Origin of the sequence: Kosakonia oryziphila, from assembly GCF_900094795.1 — a bacterium.
Classification (GTDB): domain Bacteria; phylum Pseudomonadota; class Gammaproteobacteria; order Enterobacterales; family Enterobacteriaceae; genus Kosakonia; species Kosakonia oryziphila.
On sequence record NZ_FMBC01000038.1, the window covers coordinates 1 to 18,312 of the forward strand.

Annotated in this window: 17 protein-coding genes; 2 read left to right on the top strand and 15 right to left on the bottom strand. The window is 53.3% G+C overall.

From position 1 onward, the window contains the following. Positions 1-401: 401 nt before the first annotated feature. From ptsG to yceD, 14 genes are all read right to left on the bottom strand, one after another. Complete coding sequence (gene ptsG / locus GA0061070_RS17155; protein ID WP_090137244.1) at positions 402-1,835, bottom strand: PTS glucose transporter subunit IIBC; 1,434 nt, start codon at positions 1,833-1,835, stop codon at positions 402-404. A gap of 299 nt (positions 1,836-2,134) precedes the next feature. Then, positions 2,135-2,929, bottom strand: coding sequence for a metal-dependent hydrolase (locus GA0061070_RS17160; protein WP_090137245.1), 795 nt, complete (start codon positions 2,927-2,929; stop codon positions 2,135-2,137). A 10-nt stretch (positions 2,930-2,939) separates the two neighbouring features. Next, positions 2,940-3,944 carry a DNA polymerase III subunit delta' gene (gene holB, locus GA0061070_RS17165; protein ID WP_090137246.1) on the bottom strand — a complete coding sequence of 335 codons (1,005 nt, stop codon included), beginning with the start codon at positions 3,942-3,944 and terminating at the stop codon, positions 2,940-2,942. Beyond that, complete coding sequence (gene tmk / locus GA0061070_RS17170) at positions 3,941-4,582, bottom strand: dTMP kinase (protein WP_090137247.1); 642 nt, start codon at positions 4,580-4,582, stop codon at positions 3,941-3,943. Before tmk ends, holB begins: the two co-directional genes overlap by 4 nt. Beyond that, the gene (gene yceG / locus GA0061070_RS17175) at positions 4,572-5,594 is read right to left on the bottom strand and encodes a cell division protein YceG (protein ID WP_090137248.1); all 1,023 of its coding nucleotides are present in this window, start codon (positions 5,592-5,594) and stop codon (positions 4,572-4,574) included. The genes tmk and yceG overlap by 11 nt, the downstream gene beginning before the upstream one ends. Next, the gene (gene pabC / locus GA0061070_RS17180; protein WP_090137249.1) at positions 5,591-6,406 is read right to left on the bottom strand and encodes an aminodeoxychorismate lyase; all 816 of its coding nucleotides are present in this window, start codon (positions 6,404-6,406) and stop codon (positions 5,591-5,593) included. Before pabC ends, yceG begins: the two co-directional genes overlap by 4 nt. Positions 6,407-6,520: 114 nt before the next feature. Further along, positions 6,521-7,762: a beta-ketoacyl-ACP synthase II gene (gene fabF, locus GA0061070_RS17185; RefSeq protein ID WP_090137284.1), complete on the bottom strand. Its 1,242-nt coding sequence runs from the start codon at positions 7,760-7,762 to the stop codon at positions 6,521-6,523. 91 nt (positions 7,763-7,853) lie between these two features. Next, entirely contained in the window at positions 7,854-8,090 is a 237-nt protein-coding gene (acpP, locus tag GA0061070_RS17190) for an acyl carrier protein (protein WP_000103754.1), read from the bottom strand. Between the two features lie 154 nt (positions 8,091-8,244). Further along, on the bottom strand, positions 8,245-8,979 hold the full coding sequence (gene fabG / locus GA0061070_RS17195; protein WP_090137250.1) for a 3-oxoacyl-ACP reductase FabG: 735 nt from the start codon (positions 8,977-8,979) through the stop codon (positions 8,245-8,247). Positions 8,980-8,992: 13 nt separating this feature from the next. After that, complete coding sequence (fabD, locus tag GA0061070_RS17200) at positions 8,993-9,922, bottom strand: ACP S-malonyltransferase (RefSeq protein ID WP_090137251.1); 930 nt, start codon at positions 9,920-9,922, stop codon at positions 8,993-8,995. A gap of 16 nt (positions 9,923-9,938) precedes the next feature. Then, positions 9,939-10,892: a beta-ketoacyl-ACP synthase III gene (locus tag GA0061070_RS17205; protein ID WP_090137252.1), complete on the bottom strand. Its 954-nt coding sequence runs from the start codon at positions 10,890-10,892 to the stop codon at positions 9,939-9,941. A gap of 6 nt (positions 10,893-10,898) precedes the next feature. Continuing rightward, positions 10,899-11,987, bottom strand: coding sequence for a phosphate acyltransferase PlsX (gene plsX / locus GA0061070_RS17210; RefSeq protein WP_090137253.1), 1,089 nt, complete (start codon positions 11,985-11,987; stop codon positions 10,899-10,901). 79 nt (positions 11,988-12,066) lie between these two features. Beyond that, positions 12,067-12,240 (bottom strand): 50S ribosomal protein L32, encoded by a 174-nt coding sequence (rpmF, locus tag GA0061070_RS17215; RefSeq protein WP_007374494.1) that lies wholly within the window; start codon positions 12,238-12,240, stop codon positions 12,067-12,069. Between the two features lie 16 nt (positions 12,241-12,256). Continuing rightward, entirely contained in the window at positions 12,257-12,778 is a 522-nt protein-coding gene (gene yceD / locus GA0061070_RS17220; protein ID WP_043953882.1) for a 23S rRNA accumulation protein YceD, read from the bottom strand. A gap of 141 nt (positions 12,779-12,919) precedes the next feature. Here yceD and GA0061070_RS17225 point away from each other — a divergent pair, with 141 nt between their 5' ends. Continuing rightward, positions 12,920-13,504 (top strand): Maf family protein, encoded by a 585-nt coding sequence (locus GA0061070_RS17225; protein WP_090137254.1) that lies wholly within the window; start codon positions 12,920-12,922, stop codon positions 13,502-13,504. Positions 13,505-13,644: 140 nt separating this feature from the next. Here the strand turns inward: GA0061070_RS17225 and rluC are convergent, their stop codons facing one another. Next, on the bottom strand, positions 13,645-14,598 hold the full coding sequence (rluC, locus tag GA0061070_RS17230) for a 23S rRNA pseudouridine(955/2504/2580) synthase RluC (RefSeq protein WP_090137255.1): 954 nt from the start codon (positions 14,596-14,598) through the stop codon (positions 13,645-13,647). A gap of 572 nt (positions 14,599-15,170) precedes the next feature. On the opposite strand from rluC, the gene rne reads away from it, so the two are divergent. Beyond that, complete coding sequence (rne, locus tag GA0061070_RS17240; protein ID WP_090137257.1) at positions 15,171-18,311, top strand: ribonuclease E; 3,141 nt, start codon at positions 15,171-15,173, stop codon at positions 18,309-18,311. The last annotated feature ends 1 nt before the right edge of the window (position 18,312 follow it).

Here is an 18,312-nt window from a genome sequence, read left to right on the forward strand (position 1 = left end):
CTGTCCTACTATGCCCTCTGCTGACTCCTGTCCGCCGGTCAGCGCACCTTACGGTGCGCTCAGTTCTGAATGCAGAACGCCGGACAGGCCTCCCGGGGTAAGCTCAGCCGCTTTCACCACACACCTGCCCAATCTACCACCCCGGCTCTTGATGGTTATGGCCTTTGCAATCAATGGCTTGCTCCGCCTGCCGGGTAGGCCTCGTATCGGATTTCTGTTCGTCAGGTCATGGTTTTGCTCCACGCTTCCTTCAGACCCCGCCTCACGACGACGCCCTTGCGCTTCACTAGTCCTTCGCCACCATCAGGCTGGACAGGGGGCTTTCCCCCAGGCTGTAGTGCATAACCTGCACGCATAAAAAAGGGAGCCATCAGGCTCCCTCAGTCTCCCCAGACTACGGCTTAGTTAGCGCGGATATAGTCATCCATTTCGGTTTTCAGGTTATCGGATTTGGTACCGAAAATTGCCTGAACGCCGGAACCAGCGACGACCACACCTGCAGCGCCCAGTTTCTTCAGGCCAGCCTGATCCACTTTCGCTACGTCAGCTACGCTGACACGCAGACGCGTGATGCACGCATCCAGGTTGGTGATGTTTTCTTTACCGCCAAACGCTGCAACCAGAGCCGGAGCCATCTCACTGCTTACTCCAGCCTTAGTGTCTTCGGTCACGTCTTCACGGCCCGGCGTTTTCAGGTCAAGCGCTTTAATCAGCACGCGGAATATGGTGTAGTAAACCACGGCATAGCAAGCACCAACGATCGGGAACAGCCACAGTTTGCTGCTGTTACCGCTCAGTACGATGAAGTCGATCAGACCGTGAGAGAACGACGTACCATCACGCATACCCAGCAGGATACAGATCGGGAATGCCAGACCTGCCAGAATAGCGTGGATAACGTACAGGATCGGCGCAACAAACATGAAGGAGAACTCGATCGGCTCGGTAATACCGGTCAGGAACGAGGTCAGCGCTGCGGAGATCATGATACCGCCCACTTTCGCGCGGTTTTCCGGTTTAGCAGAGTGCCAGATAGCGATAGCGGCAGCCGGCAGACCGTACATTTTGAACAGGAAGCCGCCAGACAGTTTGCCCGCAGTCGGGTCGCCTGCCATGTAACGCGGAATATCGCCGTGGAATACCTGGCCAGCGCCGTTGGTGAATTCACCAATCTGCATCTGGAAAGGTACGTTCCAGATGTGGTGCAGACCGAACGGTACCAGGCAGCGCTCAACGAAACCGTAGATACCGAATGCAACAACCGGGTTCTGGTAGGCAGCCCATTGAGAGAATGTCTGGATCGCGGAACCAATCGGTGGCCAAATGAAAGAGAGGATCACGCCGGTGAAAATCGCTGCAAGGCCAGAAATAATCGGTACAAAGCGTTTCCCCGCGAAGAAGCCCAGATACTCAGGCAGCTTAATACGGTAGAAGCGGTTAAACATGTATGCGGCAATCGCACCAGAGATGATCCCGCCGAGCACACCGGTATCCGCCAGATGTTTTGCAGCGATCTCTTCAGCAGGTAAATGCAGAACCAGAGGTGCAACCACAGCCATGGTTTTCACCATGATGCCGTAAGCAACAACCGAAGCCAGAGCAGAAACGCCATCATTATTGGTGAAGCCAAGCGCAACACCGATAGCGAAAATCAACGGCATGTTAGCAAAAACGGAACCGCCCGCTTCGGCCATAACATGAGAAACCACTGCTGGCAGCCAGCTGAAGTTTGCAGAACCGACACCCAGCAGGATACCTGCGATAGGCAGTACGGATACTGGCAGCATCAGCGATTTACCGACCTTCTGCAGGTTAGCAAATGCATTCTTAAACATAATTGAGAGTGCTCCTGAGTATTAGTGCTTTTTGTTGCGCTTTCACGCGTTGGCACGGGGGGAGAGCCGCGCCTTGGGAAGGGCATCTAAGCGCCCTTTATTTATTACACAGAGTAAAATAAATCATTTCGGCTTTGTTTGACGGCTATCACGTTTCAGCTAGCGGTCGTTTTAAAACTCACACAGATTTACAAAAGGCGATGACCGTAGTATGAAAAATGACCATCACCGCCTTTTTTATGGCGGTGAACTTTACTCTGATCGTTTATTAATTACGAGTACTAAAATAAGCTGACATTTCAGACAGCTTGCAATCTGGCGGGATCGATATGGAACAGGTGGGCAAAGTTTTGCGTGGTCTGCTGTGCGAGCTCCTCAACAGGGACCCCTTTCAGAACCGCCATATACTCTGCCACATCGCGTGTCATTGCAGGCTGGTTTTCTTTACCGCGATGCGGTACGGGCGCAAGATACGGAGAATCGGTCTCGACCAGCAACCGATCCAGCGGTACATAACGTGCCGCATTGCGTAGTTGTTCCGCATTACGAAAAGTAACAATGCCGGAGAAAGAGATATAAAATCCCATATCCAGCAGCTTACCTGCCGTTTCACGATCCTCAGTAAAGCAGTGTAGTACGCCGCCGCAATCCTGAACCTGCTCTTCCTGCAAAATTGCCAGCGTGTCGGCGCGGGCATCGCGTGTATGCACGATAACCGGTTTATTCAGTTCTCGCCCGATGCGGATATGGTTGCGGAACGAGATTTGCTGACGCGTTTTGGTTTCCGGTGTATAGAAATAGTCCAGCCCGGTCTCACCCATTGCCACCACGCCCTCTTCCGCAGCGAACTGACGCAGAGCCTCCACGTCATACTCTTCGTCCTGATTCAGCGGATGTACGCCGCAGGAGAACACCACATTACTGCGTTCGCCCACCAGCTCGCGCATGCTGCGATATCCGGGCAGCGTGGTGGCGACGGCCAGGCAAAATTTAACATCGCGCGCGGCGGCTTTTGCCAGTACGTCATCAACATCTTTATGCAAAGATATGTAATCCAGGCCATCAAGATGGCAGTGCGAGTCGACTAAGAACATAATGTCTCTCTTAAAGGTGGGATACAGGAAGCCTGGCGCCTGGTTGCAGGTACCGTTCCAGTGTTAACAAAAGATCGGTGAGCAGCAGCTCGCGGTTTACTCCCACGACATTCAGCAACTGTTCACGGCAAATAAATACGTCATGCAGCAGAGCATGCAATGTCTCACTGCGTAACTGACGGGCAAGGTTGTGTACCAGCACAGGCATATCAACGTTGGTCAGCAACGTCGCTCCCTGCTGTACTTTTAGAGCATCGAGGAACAGTGCACAGGCCCATTGCAAACGTTCCACCACCCGATCATGGTTAAGCACCGACAGCATGGCGAACCAGTCACCGCTATTCAGCGCGTTTTCAATTGCCTGACAGAGTACCTGGCGCTGCGCCCAGTGCTCTTCCTGCAACAGCGCTTCGGCCGCGCCTGGCGACCCTGCACACAGACGCAGCGCGCTAAGGATAGCATCTTGTGACACCGTCGCTTCCCGGCTAAGCCACGCGCCGGCATAACTTTCCGCTGGTGGTGCGAGGTGATGCAAGCGGCAGCGACTGCGTAATGTCGCCAGTAATCTCGCGGGTTCACGGCAGGCAAGGAAGAACCACGTCTGAGCCGGTGGCTCTTCCAGCGTTTTCAGTAATGCATTGGCGGCAGCATCGGTTAACAACGCCGCGTCCTGAATCCAGACCACTTTCGCCCCGCCAAGACGTGCATGCTCATAGAGTTTTTCACTTACTTCACGCACCGCATCAATGCCCAACGTCGTTTTGCCTTTTTCCGGTGCCAGCACGTAGTAATCCGGGTGGGTTCCCGCTTGCATCAACTGACAGCCGCGACAGTGGCCGCAGCTTTTGTGCCCTTCCGGTGTTTGACACAGCAGAAAACGGCTGAGCGCATAGATCAGCGCGTCCTCTCCCATACCCGGCAGCGCGTGTACAAGTAACGCGTGGTGCCCGCGTCCGCTTTGATAACTGGCGACCAGTTGTTCAAAGTCCGGTCGCAGCCACGGATACCATTTCATGCGCCCTGCTCCTGCACCCATGCGGTAACGGTCTGACGGATGTCGCGCACCACGTCCTCCAGCGGTTGCGTGGCATCTACCGTGCGAATAGAGGCATCCTGCGCAGCCAGTTCAAGATAACGCGCACGGGTGCGATTGAAGAAATCCAGCGACTCCTGCTCAATGCGGTCCAGCTCGCCGCGCGCGCGCGCGCGCTTCAGGCCAACTTCAGGAGTGACATCAAGATACAGGGTTAAATCCGGACGAAAATCACCCAGCACAGCATCGCGCAACGTCGCCAACATGCCTTGATCGATACCACGACCGCCTCCCTGATAGGCCTGAGTGGAAAGATCGTGCCGATCGCCAATAACCCAGCAACCGCGCGCCAACGCTGGTTTAATCACCGTTTCCACCAATTGAACACGCGCGGCATAAAACATCAGAACTTCGGCTTTATCAGAAATCACTTCGTCACCAACGGAGCGGATATCCAGCACCAGACTGCGCAGTTTCTCCGCCAGCAGCGTACCACCCGGTTCGCGCGTAAATATCATCTCGCTGACGCCAAGCTCTTTCAGCGTTTCTACGACGACATCACGTGCCGTAGTTTTACCGGCGCCTTCCAGCCCTTCAATAACGATGTATTTACTGCCCATTTTTTTCCTTAAGCACTTTCAAATAGTCCTGCACTGACCGGTTATGGTTGGCGAGGTTGGTATTAAATATGTGTCCGCCCTTCCCGTCGGCCACAAAATAGAGGTACGGTGTCTTCGCCGGATGTGCTGCCGCTTTCAACGAGGCTTCACCTGGCGTGGCAATCGGTCCTGGCGGCAGGCCGCTAATCACATAGGTGTTGTAATCCGTCGGAGTTTCCAGATCGGCGCGCGACAGTGTGCCATTATAACGCACGCCCATCCCGTAGATCACCGTCGGATCGGTTTGCAAGCGCATCCCGACGCGTAAGCGGTTAATAAAGACCGAGGCAACCTGATCGCGTTCGCTGGCCACAGCCGTCTCTTTTTCAATGATGGACGCCATGGTCACTAACTGGTTCTGATCCTTGTACGGCAGGCCATCCATGCGCCCTTCCCAGACCTGTTCAACGGCTCGCGCCATTTTCTGGTGCGCGCGCTTGAGCAGCGCAACATCCGTCGTGTTTGCGGTATACATCCATGTATCCGGCCAGAACCAGCCTTCCACCCAGTTTTCATGCTCCAGCTTCAGCGCCTGTGCGACAGTAGCATAATCATCATCTTTCAGCGTGTGCTTCAGGTATGGTGCATCACGTAGCTGTTTCAGATAATCGCTCAGACGCATCCCCTCCACCAGACGTAGCGGAAATTGCGCCTCTTTGCCGCTAGCCAGTAATTTCAGCATTTCGCGCACGGTCATCCCCGCCATAAAACGGTAGGTTCCCGCCTTGAAGTGTGACAAATCAGGCTCCATGCGTAATAACCACTGGAAAACACGCGGGCGATTGATGACTTTTTCCTGATATAGCAATTCCCCTAGCGCCACCCGGCCGGTTCCGGCTGGCAGGGTAAAAATGATTTCATCTTTGGTGAGGATCGTGGAATCCGCCAGTTGACGAACCTTCCAGACTCCGGCTCCTGCTGCAATCACTAATACCGCCAGCAGAAGGAGAACAACGCGTAACATTTTCTTCATGACTGATTTATCTGCTCACACAGTGGGGCTAAAAATTGGTACAACTCTCGCGCTGACCAGCGCAGTTCTCCCCATTGGCGAACGGGGACAACCGGCATCAACGCATTACAAATAACCACTTCCTCAGCCTGCGCCAGTTCTTGCTGGCGGGCATTCACTTCGACAACGCGAAAACCGGAAGATGCAAGTTGTCGCATACAATATTGCCTCATGATGCCATCCACTCCGGCATAGTCGAGACGCGGCGTGAAAACTTCCCGCCCTTGCCGCCAGAAAATATTAGCCGCACAGCATTCGGTGATCCAGCCGTCGCTGTCCAGCACCAACGCTTCATCAGCATCGGTCTGCTCCAGCCGAGCGCGGATTAACACTTGCTCCAGACGGTTAAGATGTTTGATCCCCGCGAGCATCGGATTACGCCCGAGGCATATATCGCTCAGCGTCAATGTAACGCCTTCCCGCTGCCAGCGCGCGTAGTGTGCGGGCCGGGCTGAAACAGAAAGAATACGTGTCGGTGAATCGCAGTTCGCCGCGCTGTAGCCACGACCTCCGCCACCGCGGCTGAGGATCACTTTAACTACGCCGTCAGCTTTTTCTTGCACCAGCGATGCCATCTCCTGCGCCAGCAGATCCCAGTCATGAAAAGGAATAAATAGCCGTTCACATGCCAGACGCAAACGCTGCACATGTGCGGACGCAAACTGGATTTTCCCGGCAATGATACGCGCAGTAGTAAAGCAGCCATCACCAAACTGTATAGCTCGGTCACTGGCCGCAAGCTGTCGTTGCTCTGTACCATTAATCAAGAACATAGAGGCTCCTTAAGCGTGTAGCCGGACAGTTTGGCAGGATGGAAAGCAGAGAACAAGGGGAGAAAGCTGAATAGAAAAGGCCCGACAAGCGGGCCTTTAAAACAGCGAAGACGGTCAGACTTTTTTGAAGATCAGCGAGCCGTTGGTGCCACCAAAGCCGAAGGAGTTACACAGGGTATACTCCATACCGCTGACCTGGCGCGCTTCGTGCGGTACGAAGTCCAGATCGCAACCTTCATCCGGGTTATCCAGGTTGATGGTCGGCGGTACCGCCTGATCGCGCAGTGCAAGGATGGAGTAGATGGACTCTACTGCACCAGCCGCACCTAACAGGTGGCCAGTCATGGATTTGGTTGAGCTCACCATGACGCTACGTGCGGCATCGCCAAACGCAGCTTTCACCGCCTGAACTTCAGCAATATCGCCTGCCGGCGTAGAGGTACCGTGTGCGTTGACGTAGCCAATCTGGCCCGGTTCAATGCCCGCATCACGCAGCGCGTTCACTATTGCTTTGGCCGCACCAGCGCCGTTTTCCGGCGGTGACGTCATATGATAAGCATCGCTGCTCATACCAAAGCCGACGATTTCAGCATAGATTTTCGCACCACGTTTTTTCGCGTGCTCATACTCTTCCAGCATGATGATGCCAGCGCCATCGCCGAGGACAAAACCGTCACGCTCTTTATCCCACGGACGGCTTGCAGCCTGCGGATTATCGTTGCGGTTAGACAGCGCACGCGCTGCACCAAAACCACCAACGCCCAGCGGGGTACTGCCTTTTTCTGCACCACCAGCCAGCATCGCATCGGCATCGCCATAAGCAATAATACGCGCAGCATGGCCGATGTTATGCACACCTGAAGTACAGGCCGTTGCAATTGAAATGCTTGGGCCTTGCAGGCCAAACATGATAGTCAGGTGACCAGCCACCATGTTAACAATCGTAGACGGTACGAAAAACGGACTGATTTTACGCGGACCGCCCTTAATGAGGGCACTGTGGTTCTCTTCAATCAGACCCAGACCGCCGATACCTGAACCGATCGCGGCACCAACACGGGAAGCATTTTCTTCCGTGATAACCAGGCCGGAGTCGTGCATGGCCTGAACGCCAGCCACAATTCCATATTGAATGAAGTCATCCATCTTGCGCTGTTCTTTGCGCGAAATAATGTCTTCACAGTTAAAATCCTTTACTAAGCCAGCAAATTTGGTTGCATAGGCGCTAGTATCGAAATGGTCGATCAGGCTGATGCCACTCTGACCGGCAAGGAGAGCTTTCCAGTTAGACTCTACGGTATTGCCGACAGGAGACAACATGCCAAGTCCGGTCACAACTACACGACGCTTAGACACGTTCATCCTCCAGGGAGGGATAAAAAAAGAGATTCGAGGGATAACACTAGATAAAACTCAGGCGGTCGAGTGACCGCCTGGAGATGTTCACTTACGCCTGGTGACCGTTGATGTAATCAATGGCAGCCTGAACGGTGGTGATTTTCTCAGCTTCTTCGTCCGGAATCTCAGTATCAAACTCTTCTTCCAGAGCCATTACCAGCTCAACGGTGTCAAGAGAATCAGCGCCCAGGTCCTCAACGAAGGAAGCATTATTGGTAACTTCTTCCTGCTTAACGCCCAGCTGTTCGCCGATAATTTTCTTAACGCGTTCTTCGATAGTGCTCATACTCTTAAATTTCCTATCAAAACTCGCTTTCGCGATGGTTTTCGTAGTGTATAAAATGTTGAAAAATTTGCAACTAAATCCCGGCAGTTCTTACCACGATTTTACGCTATTTTGAGGCCTTTCCCCCTCATAACGCAAATAATTTTAATCGTGGTTAGACCATATACATTCCGCCATTGACGTGCAGGGTTTCACCTGTGATGTAACCCGCCTCGTCAGAGGCTAAAAATGCAACCGCACTGGCTATTTCCTGAGCACCGCCAAGGCGACCCGCAGGAACTTGCGCCAGGATACCCGCACGCTGATCGTCAGAGAGCGCACGCGTCATGTCCGTTTCAATAAAGCCCGGAGCAACAACGTTCACCGTAATACCGCGGGACGCAACTTCACGCGCCAGCGATTTACTGAAACCGATAAGACCCGCTTTCGCCGCAGCGTAGTTGGCCTGACCAGCATTTCCCATGGTACCAACCACAGAACCGATAGTGATAATACGCCCATGACGCTTTTTCATCATAGCCCGCATTACCGCTTTTGACAGACGGAAAACAGATGAAAGGTTAGTGTCGAGAATATCGTTCCACTCATCATCTTTCATGCGCATCAGCAAGTTATCACGAGTGATCCCGGCATTATTAACCAGAATATCAACTTCGCCAAACTCAGCGCGAATGTTCTCCAGAACCGATTCAATAGATGCGGCATCGGTCACGTTCAGCAGCAGACCTTTACCCTTCGCACCTAAATAGTCACTGATAGCCTGCGCGCCATTTTCACTCGTTGCGGTACCAATAACTTTTGCGCCGCGAGCGGCTAACGTTTCAGCAATGGCACGACCAATTCCACGGCTTGCGCCGGTAACCAGCGCGACTTTTCCTTCAAAACTCATGGTCATCCTCTTTTTATTGCGCGAGTGCTTCGGACATTGCAGCTGGCTCATTGATAGCCGATGCCGTCAGTGTGTCAACAATACGTTTTGTCAGGCCGGTGAGAACTTTACCCGGGCCGACCTCATACAGGTGTTCAACGCCCTGCGATGCCATAAACTCAACGCTTTTCGTCCACTGCACCGGGCTGTACAACTGACGCACCAGTGCACTGCGAATAGCTTCCGGCGACGTTTCGCACTTCACATCCACGTTGTTAATAACCGGGATCTGCGGAGCACTAAATGTAATAGCATTCAGCTCAACGGCCAGTTTTTCAGCAGCCGGTTTCATCAGTGCGCAGTGAGACGGCACGCTGACAGGCAGCGGTAACGCGCGTTTAGCGCCAGCGGCTTTGCAAGCTGCACCAGCACGTTCAACGGCCTCTTTATGGCCTGCGATCACTACCTGACCCGGGGAATTATAGTTCACCGGAGAAACAATCTGACCTCCAGCCGCGGTTTCACACGCTTTTGCGATAGATTCATCATCAAGGCCGATGATAGCTGACATCGCGCCAGTACCTTCCGGTACGGCTTCCTGCATGAATTTGCCGCGCAGCTCAACCAGCCGTACAGCATCGGCAAATGCAATCACACCGGCGCATACCAGCGCAGAATACTCGCCAAGGCTATGGCCAGCCATCAGTACCGGCGTTTTGCCACCCTGCTGCTGCCACACGCGCCACAACGCGACAGATGCGCTCAGAAGCGCAGGCTGGGTCTGCCATGTTTTATTAAGCTCTTCTGCCGGGCCTTGTTGCACCAGCGCCCAGAGATCATAACCCAAAGCCGCAGAGGCTTCGGCAAACGTTTCTTCAATGACCGGGTAAGCTGTCGCCATATCCGCCAGCATGCCGACGGTCTGGGAACCTTGCCCCGGAAAAACAAAAGCAAATTGCGTCATCTTCTTATCCTTATACTTAGAAACGAATCAGCGCGGAACCCCAGGTAAACCCGCCGCCGAACGCTTCAAGCAGAATCAGCTGGCCAGGTTTGATACGCCCGTCGCGTACCGCCTCATCCAGTGCGCTGGGAACAGAAGCCGCAGAGGTGTTGCCATGACGATCAAGCGTAAGTACAACGTTATCCATCGCCATACCAAGCTTTTTCGCCGTGGCGCTGATGATACGCAGGTTTGCCTGATGCGGCACCAGCCAATCCAGTGCGCTTCGTTCAAGATTATTAGCGGCTAATGTTTCATCAACAATACGCGCCAGTTCCGTCACCGCGACTTTGAACACTTCGTTGCCCGCCATCGTTAAATAAGTCGGGCTTTCCGGGTTCACGCGGTCGAGGTTCGGCAGCGTCAGCAGCTCGCCATAGCTACCGTCAGCGTGCATGTGGGTTGAAATAATACCCGGCTCTTCTGAAGCACCCAATACCACCGCACCAGCACCATCGCCGAACAGAATAATTGTACCGCGATCGTTTGGATCTAATGTGCGTGCCAGCACGTCAGATCCAATCACCAGCGCATGTTTTACCGCGCCGGATTTAACATATTGATCGGCGATGCTCAACGCGTAGGTAAACCCTGCGCAGGCTGCGGCGATGTCGAAAGCAGGACAACCTTTGATTTCCAGCATATTCTGGATCTGGCACGCCGCGCTCGGAAAAGCGTGCGTTGCAGAAGTCGTCGCAACAATAATCAGGCCAATTTGATCGTTATCGATGCCGGCCATTTCCAGCGCGCGTTTAGCGGCTTCATAGCCCATGGTTGAGACAGTTTCGTTTGCCGAAGCAATACGGCGCTCACGGATCCCTGTACGACTGACAATCCACTCGTCAGAGGTTTCCACCATTTTTTCCAAATCGGCGTTTGTTCGAACCTGCTCAGGCAGATAACTGCCGGTACCAATAATCTTCGTATACATGTACGCTCAGTCACTCTTAGGTAATATACACACATTCCGGTTATCGTCGCCCTGGGCGGATGATGCCGAAAGCGCATACACAGATTCCAGGCGAGCGGCAATTCGCTGTGGAATCTGCCGCTGCACCGCCTGCACTGCCTGTTCAATCGCGACGGTAAAAGCTCGCTGATTCGCTGCTCCGTGACTTTTAATCACCGTGCCGCGCAATCCTAACAGACAGGCGCCATTATACTGGTCGGGGTTGAGGTGACTGAATCGCCTGCTCAGGCTTTTTTGTAACCAACGTTTTAATAAAATCAGCCACCACGACCTTTTTTGCCCTTCGCTCTGTGATTTCAGCAGCGAAAGAAACATCCTGACAACCCCCTCCATGGTTTTTAATGTGACGTTTCCAGTAAAACCGTCACAAACTAACACATCCGTTTTTCCAGTCAGAAGTTCATTCGCCTCCAGATAACCAATGTAGTTCATTGAGGGAACCGATCGTAACAGAGCCGCTGCATCACGGATATTGTCATGACCTTTGGTTTCTTCTTCACCAATGTTCAGCAGCGCCACGCGCGGGTTAGCGATACCCAGGATCTCCTCGGCCATCACCGACCCCATGATCGCAAACTGCGCCAGCATCCTACTGTCACAATCCACATTCGCGCCGAGATCCAGCACGACAGTTTTGCCCTTCTGCTGATGGGGCAACACCGTCACCAGCGCCGGGCGCTCAATCCCCTCAATCGGTTTGAGCAACATTTTCGCCAGCCCCATCAACGCGCCAGTATTGCCTGCGCTGACGCAAGCCTGAGCACGTCCTTCTTTCACTAATTCCAGCGCCATACGCATCGAGCTACCGCGACTGGCGCGGATCGCTTGTGCGGGCCGGGCATCACTAGCAATAACTGATTGTGCAGGAATGATAAGCAAACGTGAGCGTTGCTCGAAATCAGCTTTGGCAAGTAATGGCGTGATAGCGTCGGGATCGCCGACTAAAAGAAGGTTGAGCTGTGAATTAGAATTCAGTGCCTGCAAAGCTGCAGGCACTGTCACGGAAGGGCCAAAATCGCCCCCCATGACATCTAACGCCAGGGTTAGACGTGTCAAGGTATCGTCGCAGCCTGGTTCGGTCTATCCCCGCTTTCGCGGGGAAAGCCTCACTAAGCTTAATCACGCTTGCGCGTGATTACTTAGTGATAACCTTGCGACCGCGGTAGAAACCGTCGGCGGTGATGTGGTGACGCAGGTGGGTTTCACCAGAAGTTTTGTCTACAGACAGGCTGGTGACTGCGGTCAGCGCGTCATGGGAACGACGCATGCCACGTTTGGAACGGGTTGGTTTATTCTGTTGTACGGCCATGGACCTTACTCCTCAATTACTTACGCTTTAAGCTGGCTAATACGGCAAATGGGTTTGGTTTTTGCGCTTCATCAGGCAATTCTCCAAAGACCATGTCCGCCTCGGACACTTCACAGTGTTCAGAATCATGCACCGGAACTACAGGCAAGGAGAGAATGATTTCATCCTCAACCAGCGCCAGCAGATCGATTTCGCCGAATTCGTTAACCTCAATCGGCTCATACGCTTCCGGCAGTGCTTCAGCCTGTTCGTCTGAACGCACAGGACTAAAACAATACGTTGTGTAGACCTGATGGGTGAACGGTTTCCCGCAGCGCTGGCATTCGAGCGATACCGTTACCTTTGCATCGCCGGTCAGAACCGCCAGACGCTGGTTATCGATAGCGAACGACATGGAGCACTCCACATCACTGTCTACGCTGACTACAGATTCGGCGACGCGCTCAACCTGTTCGGGGGTATAGATACCCTCGTAATCGAGGCGTTTTTGAGCCGTACGAACCGGATCAAGAGTCAGGGGTAATTTTACCTTTTGCATAGGGCGCGCATATTAACTTTGTAACGTCATATAGTCAAAGAAAAAGGCAGCCTACGGTTGCCTTTCGCCAATAATTCGCACACATTGCGGCCTACAGTTTAAAATGCCTCTCATTGTTAAGCCATATTTGGTGAAAAAAATATGTCGCAAATTATTCTCGCATCAACCTCTCCATATCGCCGCGCACTTTTGGAAAAGCTTGGCTTAGCGTTTGAATGCGCCGCGCCACAGGCTGATGAAACCCCACACACAGATGAAGCACCACGTCATCTGGTGCTGCGTCTGGCGCAGGAAAAGGCACAATCGCTGGCGGACAAATATCCTCAACATCTGATTATTGGTTCCGATCAAGTGTGCGTACTGGACGGTGAAATAACCGGCAAGCCGCATACGGAAGAAAATGCCCGCCAGCAACTGATGAAAGCTCGCGGAAATATTGTCACCTTTTATACTGGCCTTGCGCTATATAACTCGGCCACCGGTCATTTGCAGACTGAATGTGAGCCTTTTGACGTCCATTTTCGTCATTTGAGCGAGCAGGAAATCGATGACTATATCCGTAAAGAGCATCCGCTAAACTGCGCCGGTAGCTTCAAAAGCGAAGGTTTAGGCATTGCGCTGTTTGAGCGTCTTGAAGGCCGCGATCCCAACACACTGGTTGGTTTGCCGCTGATCGCGCTGTGTCAAATGCTCCGCCGTGAACAGTGTAACCCCTTGTTAAGTTAATGCTTTAGCGATAGCGAACCAATAGTCTATGAGTTGCAGCAAGCACTGGCCTGTGACTATTTCAATACTGGGCGTTCTCTGGCTGGATAAGTAGCTAAAACCATAAATTGTTGCTTTCCCCCGCACACCGGGGGAAACGCTTATTTGGCGCTACGTAGCACCTGCAAACAGTGTTTCAGTTCATCATCGAGCGGTGCTTCAATACGCAACGTCTCACCGCTATTTGGATGGGTAAATTTCAGTGCCGCCGCATGCAGAAACAGACGTGACAAACCGGTCGCTGCCAGTTGCTTGTCAAACTCACGATCGCCATACCGATCGTCAAAAGCAATCGGATGACCCGCATGCTGCGTATGTACGCGGATCTGGTGCGTACGACCGGTTACCGGGCTACAACGCACCAGCGTCGCAAACTCGTAACGCTCTTCCACTTTAAACCGTGTTTCCGATGGTTTGCCTTCGCTGTTGACGCGCACAATGCGTTCACCACTTTGCAGAATATTTTTCAGCAACGGTGCCTGCACCACTTTGACATGTGACTGCCACTGTCCGCGAACCAGCGCGAGATAATCTTTCTGCATCTCTTTGCCGCGCAGTTGCTCATGAAGAGAACGCAGCGCCGAACGTTTTTTGGCCACCAACAGAACGCCGGAAGTATCACGATCAAGGCGATGAACGAGTTCGAGAAACCGGGCTTCCGGACGCAGCGCGCGCAGACCTTCAATTACGCCAAAACTCAGGCCGCTGCCGCCATGTACCGCTGTCCCGGACGGTTTGTTGAGGACGAGAATATGATCGTCTTCGTACAAAATAACGTCGCTTAATGCCGCTACTTTCTGCAAATGTGGTGAAACGGACTCTTCTTCGCGTTCAGCAACGCGCACCGGCGGGATGCGTACTTCGTCACCGGCTTCCAGTTTATATTCCGGTTTGATGCGTTTTTTATTCACCCGCACTTCGCCTTTACGCAGAATGCGGTAGATCATGCTTTTCGGCACCCCTTTTAATTGAGTGCGTAAAAAGTTGTCGATGCGTTGCCCCGCTTCGTCAGCGGAAATAGCAACAAATTTTACGGATGGTGTCTCAGTTTTCATGGGAGGCGATTCTAAATAGCCATGATGATTAGCGCCACTCATTTTTCTATGCTTATATTTACATTTGCACCTTACTACTGACGTAAGATTCTTCTGATGCGGTGGTTATTAAACCAATCTCCGTACAGAGGTGAAAAAACTGTGAGTAACCGGGTGATAAATGGTAAAAGTCAGCTTGCTATAAGAAGGCTCGCAGGGAATAATGTTGCGGTTTTCCGTGTTGAATCTTGTTGAAACAAGCAAAATAAGCGGAATGACCAGTTTTGCCTGTCCGATCATACACGCAGCAATGGCGTAAGACGTATTGAACTTTCAGGCAGTTAGCGGGCTGCGGGTTGCAGTCCTTACCGGTAGATGGAATCTTCCCTGGAGAGTTTTTCCCAGGCTGTTCCCCTGATAATTGCGCTGTGTTTTCCACAGAAAATACAGGCAACCGACACACTGCGCCTCTTAAGCGAGCGACAACCGTGAGGTTGGCGACGTGAATAGTCTCGAGGCCATCGGTTCTCCCCGGAAAGGCGTTATCTTGCCCGCAGCTTAGTCGTCAATGTAAGAATAATGAGTAAGTTACGATGAAAAGAATGTTAATCAACGCAACTCAGCAAGAAGAGTTGCGTGTCGCCCTTGTGGATGGGCAGCGCCTGTATGATCTGGATATTGAAAGTCCGGGGCACGAGCAGAAAAAAGCGAACATCTATAAAGGTAAAATCACCCGCATTGAGCCGAGTCTTGAAGCCGCCTTCGTTGATTACGGTGCTGAACGACACGGTTTTCTCCCTCTCAAAGAAATCGCGCGCGAATACTTCCCTGCCAATTACAACGCTCATGGTCGTCCGAATATCAAAGACGTGTTGCGTGAAGGCCAGGAAGTCATCGTCCAGATTGATAAAGAAGAGCGTGGCAACAAAGGTGCCGCGCTGACCACGTTTATTAGCCTTGCGGGCAGTTATCTGGTGTTAATGCCAAATAACCCGCGCGCAGGCGGCATCTCTCGTCGCATTGAAGGCGACGACCGTACTGAATTAAAGGAAGCCCTCTCCAGCCTCGAACTGCCGGATGGCATGGGGCTGATTGTACGCACAGCTGGTGTGGGTAAATCCGCTGAAGCGCTGCAATGGGATCTGAGTTTCCGTCTGAAACACTGGGAAGCTATCCAAAAAGCCGCTGAAAGCCGTCCTGCGCCGTTCCTGATCCATCAGGAAAGCAACGTTATCGTTCGCGCCTTCCGTGATTACCTGCGCCAGGACATTGGCGAAATCCTCATCGACAACCCTAAAGTACTTGAGCTGGCCCGCCAGCACATTTCCGCGCTGGGTCGTCCGGATTTCAGCAGCAAAATCAAACTGTACACCGGTGAAATCCCGCTGTTCAGCCACTATCAGATTGAGTCGCAAATTGAATCCGCTTTTCAGCGTGAAGTGCGTCTGCCGTCCGGCGGTTCTATTGTTATCGATTCCACGGAAGCACTGACGGCTATCGATATCAACTCCGCGCGCGCAACCCGCGGTGGCGATATTGAAGAAACGGCCTTCAACACCAACCTGGAAGCAGCCGATGAGATCGCCCGCCAGCTGCGCCTGCGCGATCTCGGCGGCCTGATTGTTATTGACTTCATTGATATGACGCCGGTTCGCCATCAGCGTGCTGTTGAGAACCGCCTGCGCGAAGCTGTACGTCAGGACCGTGCCCGTATTCAGATCAGCCATATTTCCCGCTTTGGCTTGCTGGAGATGTCTCGTCAGCGACTGAGTCCGTCACTGGGCGAATCCAGCCATCACGTCTGCCCACGTTGTAGCGGCACTGGTACCATTCGTGATAACGAATCGCTGGCGCTGTCGATTCTGCGCCTGATCGAAGAAGAAGCTCTGAAAGAGAACACCCAGGAAGTACACGCGATTGTGCCAGTCCAGGTTGCCTCTTATCTACTGAACGAAAAGCGTGCTGCGGTTAGCGCTATCGAAGCACGCCAGGGCGGCGTACGCTGCGTGATCGTACCGAACGACCAAATGGATACGCCTCACTACTCCGTACTGCGCGTGCGTAAAGGGGAAGAGACGCCAACCCTGAGCTATCTGCTGCCGAAGCTGCACGAAGAAGCGATGGCGCTGCCATCGGAAGAAGAGTATGCCGAGCGTAAACTGCCTGAGCAGCCTGCGCTGGCAACATTCGTCATGCCGGATGTTCCTCCTGTGCCGCAAGCACCTGCTGTTACACCTTCGGCTAAAGCTGAGCCTGCCGCCGCTGAGCGGCCTGTCACACCTGGACTGTTCAGCCGTTTCTTCTCGGCACTGAAAGGCCTGTTTGCGGGTGAAGAAGCACCGGCAACCGTCGAAGCCAAAGAAGAGGAAAAACCGGCGAAACAAGATCGCCAGCAGGATCGTCGCAAACCCCGCCAGAACAACCGCCGTGATCGTAACGACCGCCGTGATGGCCGCGCTGAAGGAAATGAGGCGCGCGAAGGTCGTGAGAATCGCGAAAACCGCGAAGGTCGTGAAGAGAACCGCCGTAATCGCCGCGAGAAATCACAGCAGAACGCGGAAACTCGCGAAGTGCGTGAACCAGTAGCGGTCGAAGAGACGGAAAAAACCAAACAGCGTGATGAACAACAACCACGCCGTGAACGCAACCGTCGCCGTAATGATGACAAACGCCAGGCACAGCAGGATGTTAAAGAACTGAACCGTGCCAATCAGCCTGAACAGGAAACTGAACAGGAAGAGAGCGTACAGGTGATGCCGCGTCGTAAACAGCGTCAACTGAGTCAAAAAGTTCGCATTGAAGGTGCGCAATCTGAGCATGCTGTCGAAGAGGCGATTGCTCAGAGTACTGAAGTGGCAAAAGTCGAGCTGCCGGCCGTTGTGGAAACCAGCCCGGATCAGGATAGCAATGCAGAAACGCGCGAAAATGCAATGCCTCGTCGTTCTCGTCGTTCTCCGCGTCATCTGCGCGTCAGCGGCCAGCGCCGTCGTCGCTACCGTGACGAGCGTTATCCGTTGCAGTCAGCCATGCCACTGACCGTCGCATGTGCTTCGCCTGAAATGGCCTCTGGTAAGGTATGGATTCGCTATCCAGTTGTGCGCTCTCAGGAAGAGCAGGCGAAAGAGATCGCAGCAGAAGAGAAGGTTGCCGTTGAGCAGGATGTTGCACCAATGGTAGCTGAAGCCGCACTGGTTAGCGCTCAACAGACCGAACTGGTTGAGCAACAACCCGCAGCAGAAGCTGTAGCGCCAGCCGCTGAAACGGAAGTGACAGAGCCAGTCGCAACAGTGGAACCGCAACAGCCTGTCGCTGAGCCTGAAACCGTTGAGGTAGGAACCACCCATCCGGAGGTTATCGCCGCGCCGGTTGATGAACAGCCACAACTGATTGCCGAAGAAGATCGTGTCGTCGCCGAAGAGGTTACGCAAGAAGCCGCACCAGCGCAGGAAGCGCCAATCGTTGAAACCGCTCCGGCTGTTCATGAACAAGCCCCGGTTCCGGTTGCAGAACCGATTGTTGAACCGGTTAAAGAGACGGTGGTACACGTCGTCGCCCGTAAAGTAGCCACTGCGCCGATGACCAAAGCGCCAGCACCGGCCTATGTGCCGGAAGCGCCGCGTCACAGTGACTGGGTACGTCCGGACTTTAATTTCGAAGGTAAAGGCTCTGCGGGCGGTCACAGCGCCACCCACACCGCCACCGCACCGGCAACGAAGCCACCATCTGTTGACTAAT